Below are 16721 nucleotides of genomic sequence, written 5' to 3' on the forward strand. Positions count from 1 at the left end.
GGATGTAAAGGGCCGCGGCGGGCGTCGAAAAAATCGGCGAAGGTCAGAACAGGCCCGGCGTGCCGGTCTGGACAGCCTGGTTTGCCTGCGGCGAGGTCTTCAGGATCTCTTCCGGCGCCATGGTGCTGTCCATGCCGATCACAGAGAAGCTGTCGGCCGGGCCGGTGCCGGGCTTGAAAGCCTCGACAATGGTGTTCGGATCGCCGTCCCCGGCCGCCATGCCGGTCTTGCGGTCGATCGGGATCAGGTTCATGCCGGGCGGGATGACGAATTTTGATTCCGGCGTATCCTTGACGGCAGCCTGCATGAATTCGTTGAAGATCGGGGCGGAGAGACCGCCGCCGGTGCCGCCGCGGCCGAGCGGGCCCGGCGTATCGAAGCCCATATAGAGGCCTGCGACCAAATCCGGCGTGAAGCCGACGAACCAGGCATCCTTCTCGTCGTTGGTGGTGCCGGTCTTTCCGGCGACGTCGCGACCGCCGAGATCGATCTTGCCGGCAGCGGTGCCGCGCTGGATGACGCCCTGCATCATCGAGGTGATCTGGTAGGCGGTCATCGGATCGAGAACGGTTTCGCGATTATCGACGACATTCGGCTCTTCCTGGTTCTGCCAGTCGCCGGCATTGCAGCCCTCGCAGAGACGCTCCTCATGCTTGAAGATCGTCTTGCCGTAGCGGTCCTGGATGCGGTCGATCAATGTCGGCTTGATCTGCTTGCCGCCATTGGCGATGACCGAATAGGCCGAGACCATGCGCAGCACTGTCGTGTCGCCGGCGCCGAGCGACATGGAAAGAACCGGCAGCATGTGATCGTAGATGCCGAAGCGTTCGGCATATTCGGCGACGATGTTCATGCCGAGATCGTTGGCGAGGCGCACCGTCATCAGGTTGCGCGAATGCTCGATGCCCGAACGCAGCGTCGAGGGCCCGCCGGATTCGCCGCCGTAGTTTTCCGGCCTCCAGACCTGGCCCCCCGAGACGATTTCGATCGGCGCGTCCATGATGACCGAAGCCGGCGTATAACCATTGTCCATCGCCGCCGCGTACACGAAAGGCTTGAACGAGGAGCCCGGCTGGCGCATCGCCTGGGTGGCGCGGTTGAACTCGGACTGGGCATAGGAGAAGCCGCCGACCATGGCGAGCACGCGGCCGGTCTTCGGGTCCATCGCGACCAGGCCGCCCTGCACCTTCGGCGGCTGCTGCAGGCGGTAGGAGGTCGACGCGTCGTCGCCGAGCTTTGCGACATAAACGACGTCCCCGGGAGCCACGACGCCGACCGGCGATTTCGCGGTCTTGCGGACGCCGTCGGCCGAACGGAAGGCCCACTGCATATTCTTGGCGTCGATCGTGCCGCGCTGGCGATCGGCCGCAACCTTGCCGCTTCCATCCTTGGCCGGCTGCAGGCCGATGTCGACATTGCTGTCGGACACGGCGAGCACGACGGCGAGCCGCCATTCCGGCACGTCGGACAGGGTGGGAATATCGGCAAGCGCCTTGCCCCAGTCACCGCTTGCATCGATCTGCTTGATCGGGCCGTGGAAACCGCGGCGCTCGTCATAGGTGACAAGGCCGTCCTGCAGCGCCTTGCGGGCGGCCAACTGCATCTGCGGATCGAGCGACGTGCGCACCGAAAGGCCGCCCTCGTAGAGGACCTTCTCGCCATATTGGTCGATCAGCTGGCGGCGCACCGCTTCGGCGAAATAGTCCGAAGCGAAGAGCGAGGGGCCGGTCGAGCGGGCGGTGACGCCGAGCGGCTGCTTTTTGGCTTCCTCGCCGTCGGGCTGGCTGACATAGCCGTTCTCGACCATGCGGTCGATCACCCAGTTGCGGCGCTCGAGCGCAGCTTCCGGATGGCGGAAAGGATGGTAATTGGCAGGCCCCTTCGGCAGCGAGGCGAGATAGGCCGCTTCGGCAACGGTCAGTTCGGTGACGGATTTGTTGAAATAGGTGAGTGCGGCGCCGGCGATGCCGTAGGAATTCATGCCGAAGAAGATCTCGTTCAGATAGAGCTCGAGGATCTTGTCCTTGCTGTAGGCCTGCTCGATGCGGAAGGAGAGGATCGCTTCCTTGATCTTGCGGTCGATCGTCTGGTCCGAGCTCAAAAGGAAGTTCTTGGCCACCTGCTGGGTGATCGTCGAGGCGCCGACCGGGCGTCGGCCGGAACCGAAATTCTGCAAGTTGACGAGGATTGCGCGGCCGAGACCGGTGAGATCAACACCCGGATGATTGTAGAAATTCTTGTCTTCGGCCGACAGGAACGCGGCCTTGACGCGGTCGGGCACGGCCTGGATCGGCAGGAAGAGACGCTTTTCCTTGGCGTATTCGGCCATCAGCGCGCCGTTGCCGGCGTGGACACGGGTGGTCACCGGCGGCGCATAGCTGTTCAGAACGGCATAGTCCGGGAGATCCTTCGCGACGTTGGCGAGATAGATGGCAACACCCGCCGCCGCGACCAGAAACAGGACGCAGGCCATTCCGAAGAAATATCCAAAAAGTCTAACCATATTTTCAGCTACCGGTCTCTTCGATCTTCAATCGGCGCAGACGCAACGATTGCATGGATCAAGGCAATTTGCACGTTGCGCGGCTTACTCCATGAGCGCTACCGCCACAAGCCGATTCCGCGCTCAAGGCTTACGAAACATAAGCCGGAGTAACGGCGCGATTGTGAGCAAAATAGGGCTCTGCCCGCCGCATTCACCGCTACAGACGCGTTTCACTAGGACTGTCACATCCAAGCAACGCCCGTCGCCGCCGTCGATCTGAGGCATCTCGCTCAGAATTCGATTCATGCGACGCGACTTAAGTCTTTGTTTTTAGATGCTATCGTCCCGCAGCCGCGACACGATTTTGGAGCAATGGGTTAGCCGCCATTCGCCATGACGGCGGCGCGGTATCGCTTGACTGCGTCGGTCAAGAGACCGGCGATCTTGCCGCGCCAGGCCTCGTCGAGCAGCAGTTTCTCGTCTTCGGCATTCGAGAGGAACCCGATCTCGAGAAGGATCGACGGCACGTCAGGGGCCTGCAGCACGCGGAAGCCGGCATGACGGTGCGGATTGTTGATAGTGCCGACCTGATCCTTGAAAGAATTCAGCACACTCTCGGCGAGCGAGATCGAGAAGGCCTGCGTTTCGCGCCGCGTCAGATCGAGCAGGATGTCGGCAACCTCCGGCGGCTCGGCAACCGTCTCCTTGCCGGCGATCTGGTCGGAAAGGTTTTCGCGTTCGGCAAGGTCGGCGGCCAGCTTGTCGGATGCCTTGTCGGAGATCGTGTAGACGGTGGCGCCGCGGATATCCTTCTGCTTCAGAGTATCGGCATGCAGCGAAATGAAGAGGCCGGCATGGTTCTGGCGGGCGATCAGCACGCGCTGCGAAAGCGACAGGAACTCGTCATCCTCGCGTGTCAGGAAGGCCTTGATGCCCGGTTCCTTGTTCAAGCGGTCGGTCAAAGCCTTGGCGAAGGCAAGCGTCACCTGCTTTTCCTCGGTCTTGGTGTCGACGCCGATCGCGCCGGTGTCGATGCCGCCATGGCCGGCGTCGACGGCGATGACGAAATCGCCGGGAGCAGCCTTTTGCGGTGCCGGAATGGCGCTCGTGGTCTTAGCCGCCTCAGTCCGATCGCTCCAGGCCCGATCGTTCCAGGATTGCGTCTTCACCAGTTCGGCAAAGGCCTTCTTGTCGATCATCTCCGCATCGAGCACCAGGCGATGGCCGTTGCCCGTCTCGTCGGCCTGCACCTTGGCAAGCGCCAGCTTCACCGGCCCTGCCGTCGTCAGCACGATGCGGGCGCTCTCTTCGTCCATCTTGCCGTAGCGGATATCCTTGAACAGGCCGCGGGCGGCAAGATCCTTCGCCGGAAAACCGAAGGCGGTCGCCGGCAAGTCGACGACGATGCGTTCCGGATTGGCGATATAGTGAACGGAGAAACGCGGCTCGCGATCGAAATCGATGACGATGCGGGTCCTTGCATCGTCGCCGACGATGCGCGCGCCATAGGCAAGCAGCGGATCCCTGGCCTCGACAGAGCTGGCAGCGGCCGGCAGCAGACTAGCGGCCAAAAGCGCCGCCAGAACCCGCCTTGCGAATGTCGATCGCCGCGCTGCGGATTTCGCCGCGATCCGAGCCCTCTTAACCAATAAACCGCCACACCCTATCTGTATTGCAATGGACCCGACACGGCTGCGACCAACGTCCTGTGACGAAACACCCGCTGCAGCCTGCCGAATCGCGATCACTTTATCCCCAGTTTGTATGCGTTGCGAAATCCATCAATATTATGGCACATTTGGCTTTTCCCTTGCTATTGTGACACAGAAAACATACAACGAATTTCAGGGTAAAGTGTTGACGGGATAGAGTCGCCGCAAAGGCTGCCAGCCAGATCAGGACCTGGCGCCACACCGGTCATCGTCCGCCGTCTCATGCGCTTCATCCCTAGAACTGGATCCTGATTTTCCGGCTTATTGTCGGAATTCATTGGTGGATCAGCCACCACGCTCTCAGGGAGCAAACTCATCGGACCCGAACGGGTCTTCGTATTTGTCGATCACGCTTGGTTGTTGATGGTTTCGCAGCAGGTTTTATCTGAAGTGTACAGGCCCCGGACCGAAATGGTTCCGGCTGCGGTCTGGCTGCTGCCCTCCCCCTCGCATCAGGCGCGACTTTCATTATCCGGCGCGGCCACTGCGGACCGCATTCTTTCTGTTTCAACAGCAGTCGGGAATGCGCTCTTGCGGCCACGCCGAGGAGCACAGCTTACATGGCAGACAAAATGCTTATCGATGCGTCTCACGAGGAAGAGACGCGCGTCGTTGTCGTTCGCGGGAACCGCATAGAAGAATTTGACTTCGAGTCCCAGCACAAGAAGCAGATCCGCGGCAACATCTATCTTGCAAAGGTAACGAGGGTCGAACCCTCGCTGCAGGCCGCCTTCGTCGATTACGGCGGCAACCGGCATGGCTTCCTGGCCTTCGCCGAAATCCATCCCGACTATTATCAGATACCGCTTGCCGACCGTCAGGCACTGCTTCGGGCCGAAGCCGAGGAGCATCGCCGCGACGAAGACGTCGAGCATGTCGAAACCGCGCCGATGGTCGATCTTTCCAAGCAGGATCAGCCGGATGTCGGCATCGTTTCGACAGAGGCGCCGGAAACGGCTGCCGTAACGGAAGAGACAGCGGCATCGCCCGAGGCGACCGAAGAAGCGCCGACCAAGAAGGCAAGGCCGCGCCGCAGCCGCAAGAAGGTGGTAGAACCGGTTGCCGAAACGACCGCGACCGAGGACGCTGTTCCCACAGACGTCGAAGCCGAAGGCGCTTCGAGCGTCGACAGTGAGGATGACGGTTCGACCGGCGGTCCGATGGCCGCGATGGTGGAAACCGACTCGATCTCCGAGGATGTCGATACCAGCAAGCGTCGCCACGATGACGACGATGATGATGACGATCACGGCGAAGAGGAAGTCATCGAATCCGTCGGTGCCGAAGACGCGATGGAAGAAGTGCCGGACCGCGTGCAACGCAAGCCGCGCAAGCAGTACCGCATCCAGGAAGTCATCAAGCGCCGCCAGATCCTGCTCGTGCAGGTCGCCAAGGAAGAGCGCGGCAACAAGGGTGCAGCCCTTACCACCTATCTCTCGCTCGCCGGCCGCTACTCGGTGCTGATGCCGAACACGGCGCGCGGCGGCGGCATTTCCCGCAAGATCACCAATCCTGCCGACCGCAAGCGCCTGAAGGAAATTGCGCGCCTGCTCGAGGTGCCGCAGGGCATGGGCGTCATCCTTCGCACCGCCGGTGCCAACCGCACCAAGGTCGAGGTCAAGCGCGACTTCGAATATCTGATGCGCCTCTGGGAGAATGTGCGCACACTGACGCTGGCGTCCACGGCACCCTGCCTCGTCTATGAGGAAGGCTCGCTGATCAAGCGTTCGATCCGCGACCTCTACAACAAGGATATCAGCGAAGTCATCGTTTCCGGCGAAGAAGGCTATCGTGAAGCGAAAGACTTCATGAAGATGCTGATGCCGAGCCATGCCAAGGTGGTTCAGCCCTACCGCGACATCCATCCGATCTTTTCGCGTTCCGGCATCGAGGCTCAGCTCGACCGCATGCTGCAGCCGCAGGTGACGCTGAAGTCCGGCGGCTACCTGATCATGAACCAGACCGAAGCGCTGGTCTCGATCGACGTCAACTCCGGCCGCTCGACCCGCGAACATTCGATCGAGGACACCGCGCTGCAGACGAATCTCGAGGCTGCAGACGAAGTCGCCCGCCAGCTTCGCCTTCGCGACCTTGCCGGCCTGATCGTCATCGACTTCATCGACATGGAAGAGAAGCGCAACAACCGCGCCGTCGAGAAGAAGCTGAAGGAATGCCTGAAGAACGACCGTGCCCGCATCCAGGTCGGCCGGATCTCGCATTTCGGCCTGCTCGAAATGTCGCGCCAGCGCATCCGTGCTTCGGTTCTCGAATCGACGACGCAGGTCTGCTCGCATTGCGGCGGCAGCGGGCATGTGCGTTCGCAGTCCTCCGTCGCCCTGCATGTCCTGCGCGGTATCGAGGAATATCTGCTGAAGAACACCACGCACAACATCACCGTGCGCACCACGCCTGACATCGCGCTCTACCTGCTCAACCACAAGCGCCAGACGATCGTCGATTATGAGAGCCGCTTCGGCGTCGCGATCATCATCGATGCAGACGGCTCGGTCGGCGCGCAACATTTCGCGATCGATCGCGGCGAGCCGGTGGAAAACCCGGTCAAGATCGAAACCCTCTTCAACTTCGCAGCCATTCCCGAGGATGACGACGACGATATCGTCATCGAAGTGGATGAGGAAGAAGACGAGGAACTCGAGGAAAAGCCGGTCGTTTCAGAGCGGCCCGTCGCGGCACGCGCGGAAGGCGAAGCTGACGGCAACCGCAAGCGCAAGCGCCGCAGGCGCCGCCGCGGCCGCAACGGCAATGCCGAACAGCCTGTATCGGCCAGCGAAGCCGGCGACGAGGATGAGGACGGCGACGACGAGGGCGGCGAAGGTGATGAAAACACCGAAGCTACGCCCGACACACGCGCCGAAAGCGAGGAATCGCAGCGCCGCAAGCGCCGCCGTCGCGGCAAGCGTGGCGGCCGTCGCAATCGCGCCGAGGATGGTTCCGAACTGACGGCTGGCGAAGCCGGTGAAGACAATGGCGGCGACGAGGACGAAGGTGACGACGTTTCGAACGACGGCGCTCCGAGCGAAGCCGTAGCGGTCGAACCGATAGCCGAACAGGCCGACGAAGGCCAGGCGGCGATGGCAGCCATCGAGAGCGCGCCTGTCATAACCGAAGAGGTGAAGCCCGCCCGTGCCCGCGGCCGCCGCAAACCGGCCGCAGCGCCGGTCGAGGAACCGGTTGCAGAGACGGCCCCTGCGGTCGAGGCCGAACCGGAATTGGTGGAAGCCTCTGCCGATCTCGAAACATCAGTTCAGGAAGAAGCAAAGCCGGTTCGCGCCAACCGCGAATCCAACATCTCCTCCTCCGAGCCAACGGTGAAATCCACCCGCGTCGAGAATGGCGAAGGCGATGACGGCAAGCCGAAGAAAGCCGGTTGGTGGCAGCGCCGTGGCTTCTTCTGAACGCTAATTTTCGGACGTAAACATTGAAAATCCGGCCGCGGCGACGCGGCCGGATTTTCGTTTATGGTGACGGCATCGTCGCCGAGGTCAGGGAAATCGCTGAGACCCGCCCCTCATCCGGCTGCCGCCACCTTCTCCCCGTAAACGGGGCGAAGGGACAATGCCGCAACCTCTCCGTCCCCACCAACCTTTCGCAAGGCGCGTCCCCTCTCCCCGTTTTTACGGGGAGAGGGTTAGGGTGAGGGGCAGCCATCAGCGCAAAACGCTTCGATATCGCTTCCTAGCTGCGATCAGGCCGCCGGCGGATAGAGCAGGTCGACGATGTAGCTGGCGTCGAAGCGGGAATCGAGCATGCCGTAGGTGGAGCGCCAGCCGCCGGCAAGACGCGTCTCGATGAAGGCATCGGCAATGCGCCCTGCCCCAAGGCGATAGAGTTCGGCGGCACCGGCGGCGAGCGCCAGTTGCTCGACGAGCAGGCGCGCGGCGCCCTCATCCTGTTCGCACAGTGCGATTGCGGCGCGCAGCACGTCAATGGTCTTCTTGCCGGCAGGGCCGAGATCGCGGGCAAGGCCGGCGAAGACCGTTTCGAACAGATCCTTGCCACGGTTGAGCACGCGCAGCACGTCGAGCGCCATGACGTTGCCGGAGCCTTCCCAGATGGCGTTGACCGGAGCTTCGCGGTAATGGCGGGCGATCGGGCGCTCTTCGATGTAGCCATTGCCGCCAATGCATTCCATCGCCTCGTAGATCAGCGCCGGCGCGATCTTGCAGCACCAGTATTTGGCGACCGGCGTCATGACGCGGGCATAGGCCGCCTCCTCGGCATTGCCGCGCGCCTTGTCGAAGGCGTCGGCAAGACGGAAGGACAGTGCGGTCGCGGCGGCGACATCGAGCGCCATGTCGGCGAGCACGCGCGTCATGATCGGCTGGTTCACGAGCATCTTGCCGAAGACGCTGCGGCCGCGGGTGTGGTGCACGGCTTCGGCGAGCGAGGCGCGCATCATGCCTGACGAGGCCAGCGCGCAGTCGAGCCGGGTCAGCGTCACCATGTCGAGGATAGTGCGGACGCCGGCATCCGGACCACCGAGCAGGAAGCCAAACGTGTCTGTAAACTCGACCTCGGAAGAGGCGTTGGAGCGGTTACCGACCTTGTCCTTCAACCGCTGGAACTGCAGACCGTTGGCGGAACCATCCTCCAGAAGGCGCGGCACGAGAAAACAGCCCATGCCCTCCTTCGTCTGCGCCAGCATGATGAAGGCATCGCTCATCGGCGCCGACATGAACCACTTGTGCCCGGACAGCCGGTAGATGCCCTCGCTGACCTTTTCGGCAGTGCTCCTGTTGGCGCGCACATCCGTGCCGCCCTGCTTTTCCGTCATGCCCATGCCGATGGTCACGGCGGATTTCTGCATGGCGGGCTTGTTCGACGAATCATATTTGCGCGAGAGAATTTTTGGCGCCCAGTCCTTCTGCACCGCGGGCGAAGCCGAGAGTGCCGCAACGGAGGCGCTCGTCATCGTCAGCGGGCAGAGATGGCCGGATTCCAGTTGCGACGTCAGGTAAAACCGCGCGGCGCGAACCTTGTGGGCCTCGTCCTTGGCTTCGGTATCGGCCTGGGGATCCCAGACGGAGGAATGCAGGCCGACCGACATGGAGCGGCGCATCAGCGCATGCCAGGCGGGGTGGAATTCGACGACGTCGAGGCGTTCGCCACGCGGACCGTGGGTGCGCAGCTGCGGCGCGCCCTGGTTTGCCATGCGTGCCATCTCCTGCGCCTCCGGCGAGGTGACGTAGCGGCCGATGTTTTCCAGGTCTTCGCGGATGCCGCGCGGCAGGGCGGCCGTCAGATCGACGATCAGCGGATCGGATCGATAGGCGTTGATGCCGGACCACAGGCTCGGCTGGTTGAGTTCTGCGAGTTTGTCGTCAGTCCGGTTGGCGGAGGTCATAATTCGCTTCTAGTGTAAGAACCTGGCAAAGGGAAACCGGAAGTTATGATTCGGTTCATTCTGCTCTATCGGAATTCGGGCGAAAATGCATGGGGACATAAGCCTTTGCCCACAGCACATGCTTGCCCCGGCGGGCAGCACTCTTTATAGACCCGCCAGAGACAGCAAGAGGCAGGGTCATGGTCTTTTTTCCCCACCGCCACCTCATCGGCATCAAGGGCCTCACCGAGCAGGATATCACCTATCTTCTCGACAAGGCCGATGAGGCCGTCAAAATCAGCCGCCAGAGAGAAAAGAAAACGTCGACGCTACGCGGGCTGACGCAGATCAACCTCTTCTTCGAGGCATCGACCCGCACGCAGGCCTCCTTCGAGCTTGCCGGCAAGCGGCTCGGCGCCGACGTCATGAACATGTCGGTCGGCAATTCCTCGGTGAAGAAAGGCGAAACGCTGATCGACACGGCGATGACGCTGAATGCGATGCGCCCCGATGTGCTGGTGATCCGCCATTCGAGCGCCGGTGCGGCCGCCCTTCTCGCTCAGAAGGTCTCCTGCTCGGTCGTCAATGCCGGTGACGGCCAGCATGAACATCCGACCCAGGCACTGCTCGACGCGCTGACGATCCGCCGTGCCAAAGGCAAGCTTTCGCGCATCATCGTGGCGATCTGCGGCGACGTCCTGCATTCGCGGGTGGCGCGCTCCAATATCCTGCTGCTCAACGCGATGGGCGCCCGCGTCCGTGTCGTTGCGCCAGCGACCCTCCTGCCTGCCGGCATCGCCGAGATGGGTGTCGAGGTCTTTCATTCGATGAAGGAAGGGCTGAAGGACGCCGACGTGGTGATGATGCTGCGGCTGCAGCGGGAGCGCATGTCCGGCGCCTTCGTGCCTTCGGTGCGCGAATATTATCACTTCTACGGGCTCGACGCCGAAACGCTGAAGGCAGCCAAGGATGATGCGCTGGTCATGCATCCCGGCCCGATGAACCGCGGCGTCGAGATCGCCTCGGAAGTGGCGGACGGGCCGCAGAGCGTGATCGCCGAACAGGTGGAAATGGGGGTCGCGGTGCGCATGGCCGTCATGGAGACGCTGCTCGTCTCGCAGAACCAGGGTCCCCGAAGCGATGGAATGATGGCATGAGCAACCCGATCGTCCTCAAGAACGTCCGTATCATCGATCCATCGCGCAATCTCGACGAGATCGGGACGATCATTGCCGAAAACGGCGTGATTCTCGCCGCCGGCCACAAGGTGCAGAACCAGGGCGAACCGGAAGGCGCCGTCATCCGCGACTGCACGGGCCTTGTCGCGACGCCCGGCCTTGTCGATGCGCGCGTCCATGTCGGCGAACCCGGCGGCGAACACCGTGAGACGATCGCCTCGGCGAGCCGGGCGGCGGCGGCCGGCGGCGTCACCTCGATCATCATGATGCCGGACACCGATCCGATCATCGACGACATTGCGCTCGTCGAATTCGTCAAGAAGACGGCGCGGGATACGGCCGCGGTCAACGTCTATCCCGCCGCCGCCATCACCAAGGGCCTTGCCGGCGAAGAGATGACGGAGATCGGCCTGTTGATGCAGGCGGGCGCCGTCGCCTTCACCGATGCGCATTCCAGCGTCCACGACACGCAGGTGCTGCGCAGGATCATGACCTATGCGCGCGAATTCGGCGCCGTCGTCTCCTGCGAAACGCGCGACAAATATCTCGGCGCCAACGGCGTCATGCATGAAGGGCTTTTCGCCAGCTGGCTCGGGCTTTCCGGCATTCCAAAGGAAGCCGAGCTCATCCCGCTCGAACGCGATCTGAGGATCGCGCAGCTGACGCGCGGCCGCTATCACGCCGCGATGATCTCGGTGCCGGAATCGGTCGAGGCGATCGAGCGCGCCCGCAGCCGCGGCGCCAAGGTGACCTGCGGCATCTCGATCAACAATCTGGCGCTCAACGAAAACGACATCGGCGAATATCGCACCTTCTTCAAGCTCTATCCGCCGCTGCGCCCGGAAGACGACCGGGTGGCGATGGCCGAGGCCGTTGCGAGCGGCGCGATCGATATCATCGTCTCCTCGCACGACCCGCAAGATGTCGATACGAAGCGTCTGCCCTTCGGCGAGGCCGAGGATGGCGCGATCGGCCTCGAAACCATGCTGGCGGCAGCCCTCAGGCTTCACCATGGTGGCCAAGTGAGCCTGATGCGCCTGATCGACGCCATGTCCACCCGCCCCGCTGAGATTTTCGGCCTGAATGCCGGCACGCTGAAGCCAGGCGCTCCGGCCGATATCGCGCTGATCGATCTCGATGAGCCTTGGCTTGTCGCCAAAGACATGCTTCTCTCCCGCTCGAAGAATACGCCGTTCGAGGATGCGCGTTTCAGCGGGCGGGCGGTCGCGACATACGTCTCGGGAAAGCTTGTCCACGCAATTTAGAACCGACACGATCGCCGTCCATCCCCCAGCGGGAGAAGGCTGACTCAAGGATAGGCCACGGAGAGGCTGAGGGGGCATATGTTATCCAATCTCATGTCATGGCAGATCACGCTGCCGATCGCGCTTGCCGCCACCGTTATCGGTTATCTCTTCGGCTCGATCCCGTTCGGCCTGATCCTTACGCGCGCCGCCGGCCTCGGCGACGTGCGCAGCATCGGCTCCGGCAATATCGGCGCGACCAATGTGCTGAGAACAGGAAACCGGACGCTCGCCGCGGCGACACTGCTCCTCGATGCGCTGAAGGCATCGGCCGCAGCCTGGGTCGTCGGTTATTTCCTCGGTGAGGAGGCCGCGATCATCGCCGGCTTTTTCGCCTTCATCGGCCATCTCTTCCCGGTCTGGATTGGCTTCAAGGGCGGCAAGGGTGTCGCCACCTATATCGGCACCCTGCTCGGCGTCGCGCCGATCATGGTCGTGCTCTTCGCCGCCGTCTGGCTGGCGGTCGCCTTCACCACCCGCTACTCCTCGCTGTCGGCGCTGGTTGCCATGCTTGTCATTCCGGTTGCGCTGTGGATATTGGGCAACGAAAAGGTTGCGGCAGTGATGGCGATCATGACGCTTATCTCCTACTGGAAGCACAAGGCGAATATTTCGCGCCTGATGGGCGGGACGGAAAGCAAGATCGGGGCAAAGGGATAATGGATGCGCTGAGCGCCGGATCAAAAGGCGTCGTGCTGACCGAGCGGCAAAGAATTGCCTGGCTGCGTCTCATCCGTTCCGACAATATCGGCCCTGCCACCTTTCGCGACCTCATCAATCATTTCGGCTCGGCCGAGGCAGCACTTGCCGCACTGCCGGAGCTTTCGGCGCGTGGCGGTGCCACACGGGCAATCCGCATCGCCAGCGAGGCCGAGGCGCATCGGGAACTGGAGGCGGCACGTCGCTTCGGCGCCCGCTTCGTCGGCATCGGTGAGCCGGACTATCCGCAGGCGTTGAAGCAGATCGACGGCGCGCCGCCGCTTCTGGCCGTCAAGGGCGCGCTTGCCGCCGCCAAACGACCGGCCGTCGGCATCGTCGGCTCGCGCAACGCCTCGATCGCGGGCGCGAAATTCGCGGCGATGGTGGCGCGCGACTGCGGCCGGGCGGGTTATACCGTGGTCTCCGGCCTGGCGCGCGGCATCGACACCGCTGCCCACCGGGCAAGCCTCGACACAGGCACGATCGCAGCGCTCGCCGGCGGCCTCGACCAGCCCTACCCACCGGAGAATATCGGCCTGCTCGAAGAGATAACCAGTGGCAATGGCCTGGCGGTGAGCGAGATGCCGTTCGGCTGGGAACCCCGCGCCCGCGACTTCCCACGCCGAAACCGGCTGATCGCCGGCATCGGACTCGGCCTCGTCGTCATCGAAGCAGCGACGCGTTCGGGCTCGCTAATCACGGCGCGGCTTGCCGGCGAGTTCGGCCGCCTGGTGTTTGCCGTGCCCGGCTCACCGCTCGATCCGCGCTGCCATGGCACCAACGGCCTGCTGAAGGACGGCGCTTCGATCGTCACTGCACCCGCCGATGTCATCGAGGCCCTGGCGCCGCTTGCGCAATTCGACCTGTTTCCATCATCGATGGCGGAGGAACCGGCGCCTGATGGCAAGGCAATGTCGGTGCCACCCGGCGATTCCGATCGAAACCGCATCATCGATGCACTCGGGCCGACGCCGGTCGAGATCGACGACGTCATCCGCCATACCGGCCTGTCGACATCCGCGGTCTATCTCATCCTTCTGGAACTCGATATTGCCGGCAGGCTGCACCGGCATCAGGGTGGCCTCGTCTCGCTTTCCGATTGAACCTGGTGACGACATCAGGCGGTGGCTTTGCGAATTGCCGAGCATATCTGGAATTGTCTTTTGACAATACTCTCGCTTCGGCTGCAGCAGACGCAAGAGGTAAAATTGTATCAAACCCCTTGACCGCGGCGATTTCCCTGTCCATGTCGGAGGGCCGATATCCATGTTGCGGTGTGTGTCGCGCTGGCTTCAACGCTGGCGTCGTTTCCTTTTTAGAGAATCATCATGAATGTTGTAGTGGTGGAATCGCCTGCCAAGGCCAAGACGATCAATAAGTATCTGGGTCCGGGATACAAAGTGCTCGCTTCCTTCGGCCATGTGCGCGATCTGCCTGCCAAGGATGGCTCAGTCCTCCCCGATCAGGATTTCGAAATGCTTTGGGAGGTCGATGGTGCCTCCGCCAAGCGGATGAAAGACATCGCCGACGCGGTAAAGTCTGCCGATGGCCTGTTTCTCGCGACCGACCCGGATCGCGAAGGCGAAGCGATTTCCTGGCACGTTCTCGACATGCTGAACAAGAAGCGCGTGCTGAACGGCAAACCGGTCAAGCGCGTCGTCTTCAATGCGATCACCAAGAAGGCAGTGCTCGACGCGATGGCCGATCCGCGCGACATCGACGTGCCGCTGGTCGATGCCTATCTGGCGCGCCGCGCGCTCGACTATCTCGTCGGCTTCAATCTTTCGCCGGTGCTGTGGCGCAAGCTGCCCGGCGCACGTTCGGCCGGCCGCGTTCAATCGGTGGCGCTTCGCCTCGTCTGCGACCGTGAATCCGAGATCGAACGCTTCATTTCAGAAGAGTATTGGAACATCTCGGCGCTTCTGAAGACGCCGCGCGGCGACGAGTTCGAGGCAAGACTGGTTTCGGCGAACGGCAAACGGTTGCAGCCGCGCGCAATCGGCAACGGTGAGGATGCCGGCCGGCTCAAGGCCTTGCTCGAAGGTGCGAGCTATGTCGTCGATACGGTCGAGGCGAAGCCGGTCAAGCGCAACCCGGGACCGCCGTTTACGACCTCGACGCTGCAGCAGGCGGCCTCCTCCAATCTCGGCTTCTCCGCCTCGCGCACCATGCAGATCGCGCAGAGGCTCTATGAGGGTGTCGATATCGGCGGCGAGACGGTCGGTCTCATCACCTATATGCGAACCGACGGCGTGCAGATGGCGCCCGAGGCGATCGACGCGGCGCGCAGCGCCATCGTCGACCAGTTCGGCGAGCGCTACATGCCGGAGAAGCCGCGCTTCTACTCGACCAAAGCGAAGAACGCCCAGGAGGCGCACGAGGCGATCCGCCCGACCGATTTCTATCGTTCGCCCGATCGTGTGCGCAAATTCCTCGATGCCGACCAGATCCGGCTCTACGAGTTGATCTGGAAGCGTGGCATTGCCAGCCAGATGGCGTCGGCCGAGATCGAGCGCACGACGGCTGAAATCACCGCCGACAACAAGGGCGAGAAGGCTGGGCTTCGCGCCGTCGGTTCCGTGATCCGCTTCGACGGCTTCATCGCCGCCTATACCGACCAGAAGGAGGACGGCGAGCAGAGCGACGACGGCGACGAGGATGGCCGCCTGCCGGAGATCAATGCACGCGAGGCGCTCGCCAAGCAAAAGATCAATTCGACGCAGCATTTCACCGAACCGCCGCCGCGCTATTCGGAAGCCTCGCTGATCAAGAAGATGGAAGAGCTCGGCATCGGCCGCCCCTCCACCTATGCCGCGACGCTTGCGACGCTGCGCGACCGCGACTATGTGACGATCGACAAACGCAAGCTGATCCCGCAGGCCAAGGGCCGGCTGGTGACGGCTTTCCTCGAAAGCTTCTTCACCAAATATGTCGAATACGACTTCACCGCCGATCTCGAGGAAAAGCTCGACCGGATTTCCGCCGGCGAGCTGAACTGGAAGCAGGTGCTGCGCGATTTCTGGAAGGATTTCTTCGCCCAGATCGAGGACACCAAGGAACTGCGCGTCACCAACGTGCTCGATTCGCTGAACGAGGCGCTAGCACCCCTCGTCTTCCCGAAACGGGAGGACGGCAGCGATCCGCGCATCTGTCAGGTCTGCGGCACCGGCAACCTGTCGCTGAAGCTCGGCAAATACGGCGCCTTCGTCGGCTGCTCGAACTATCCGGACTGCAACTACACCCGCCAGCTCTCCTCCGAAAATGGCGGGGAAGCGGACGGTGCTGCGCTCAACGAGCCGAAGAACCTCGGCACCGATCCGACGACCGGCGAGGAGCTGACGCTGCGTTCCGGCCGCTTCGGCCCCTATATCCAGCGCGGCGACGGCAAGGAAGCCAAACGCGCTTCGCTGCCGAAGGGCTGGAAGCCCGAGGAAATCGACTATGAAAAGGCGATGGCGCTGATCTCGCTGCCGCGCGATATCGGCAAACACCCGGAATCGGGCAAGATGATTTCGTCCGGCATCGGTCGCTACGGGCCGTTCCTCCTGCATGACGGCTCCTACGCCAATCTGGAAACCATCGAGGACGTGTTCTCGGTCGGCCTCAACCGTGCCGTGACTGTTATCGCCGAAAAGGCGAACCAGGGGCCTGGCCGGGGCGCGCGCGGTACGCCGGCGGCGCTGAAGACGCTCGGCGATCATCCCGATGGCGGCGCCATCACCGTTCGCGACGGCAAGTACGGTCCTTACGTCAATTGGGGCAAGGTCAATGCGACACTGCCGAAGGGCAAGGATCCGCAGTCGATCACCGTCGAGGAGGCACTTGCGCTGATCGTCGAAAAGGCCGGCAAGGCACCGGTCGGCAAGACATCGGCGGGTAAGATGGGCAAGGCGAAAGCCAAGCCGAAGGCGGCAGCCGCCGAAGCCAAGGCCACCAAGACGGCCGCCAAGCCGAAGGCAGCGAAGGCGAAAGCGCCCGCGAAATCGAAAAAGAGCTGAA

General features: G+C 62.7%; 9 protein-coding genes. 6 read left to right on the top strand and 3 right to left on the bottom strand.

The features are described 5' to 3' along the window. Positions 1–43: 43 nt before the first annotated feature. Together OIU37_RS10495 and OIU37_RS10500 are read right to left on the bottom strand one after the other, a co-directional pair. Positions 44–2503: a penicillin-binding protein 1A gene (locus tag OIU37_RS10495; RefSeq protein ID WP_264257485.1), complete on the bottom strand. Its 2460-nt coding sequence runs from the start codon at positions 2501–2503 to the stop codon at positions 44–46. Between the two features lie 359 nt (positions 2504–2862). Continuing rightward, positions 2863–4134: an N-acetylmuramoyl-L-alanine amidase gene (locus OIU37_RS10500; RefSeq protein ID WP_264257486.1), complete on the bottom strand. Its 1272-nt coding sequence runs from the start codon at positions 4132–4134 to the stop codon at positions 2863–2865. Positions 4135–4757: 623 nt separating this feature from the next. Here OIU37_RS10500 and OIU37_RS10505 point away from each other — a divergent pair. Continuing rightward, positions 4758–7613 (top strand): Rne/Rng family ribonuclease, encoded by a 2856-nt coding sequence (locus OIU37_RS10505; protein ID WP_264257487.1) that lies wholly within the window; start codon positions 4758–4760, stop codon positions 7611–7613. Positions 7614–7903: 290 nt separating this feature from the next. Here the strand turns inward: OIU37_RS10505 and OIU37_RS10510 are convergent, their stop codons facing one another. Beyond that, a complete protein-coding gene (locus OIU37_RS10510; protein ID WP_171600851.1) occupies positions 7904–9562 on the bottom strand; it encodes an acyl-CoA dehydrogenase family protein in 1659 nt (552 codons plus the stop codon). Positions 9563–9741: 179 nt separating this feature from the next. Between OIU37_RS10510 and OIU37_RS10515 the strand changes: the two genes are divergently transcribed. The 5 genes from OIU37_RS10515 to topA all read left to right on the top strand — a co-directional run bounded on the left by OIU37_RS10515 (position 9742) and on the right by topA (position 16720). Beyond that, positions 9742–10698, top strand: a complete 957-nt coding sequence (locus OIU37_RS10515) for an aspartate carbamoyltransferase catalytic subunit (RefSeq protein ID WP_129418771.1) — start codon at positions 9742–9744, stop codon at positions 10696–10698. After that, complete coding sequence (locus tag OIU37_RS10520; protein ID WP_171600852.1) at positions 10695–11984, top strand: dihydroorotase; 1290 nt, start codon at positions 10695–10697, stop codon at positions 11982–11984. The genes OIU37_RS10515 and OIU37_RS10520 overlap by 4 nt, the downstream gene beginning before the upstream one ends. 78 nt (positions 11985–12062) lie before the next feature. Then, positions 12063–12683, top strand: coding sequence for a glycerol-3-phosphate 1-O-acyltransferase PlsY (gene plsY / locus OIU37_RS10525; RefSeq protein ID WP_171600853.1), 621 nt, complete (start codon positions 12063–12065; stop codon positions 12681–12683). Further along, positions 12683–13825 carry a DNA-processing protein DprA gene (gene dprA, locus OIU37_RS10530; protein WP_180693204.1) on the top strand — a complete coding sequence of 381 codons (1143 nt, stop codon included), beginning with the start codon at positions 12683–12685 and terminating at the stop codon, positions 13823–13825. The genes plsY and dprA overlap by 1 nt, the downstream gene beginning before the upstream one ends. A gap of 225 nt (positions 13826–14050) precedes the next feature. After that, a complete protein-coding gene (gene topA / locus OIU37_RS10535; RefSeq protein WP_264257488.1) occupies positions 14051–16720 on the top strand; it encodes a type I DNA topoisomerase in 2670 nt (889 codons plus the stop codon). The last annotated feature ends 1 nt before the right edge of the window (position 16721 follow it).

Origin of the sequence: Rhizobium sp. BT-226 (assembly GCF_025847085.2) — a bacterium.
Taxonomy (GTDB): domain Bacteria; phylum Pseudomonadota; class Alphaproteobacteria; order Rhizobiales; family Rhizobiaceae; genus Rhizobium; species Rhizobium sophorae.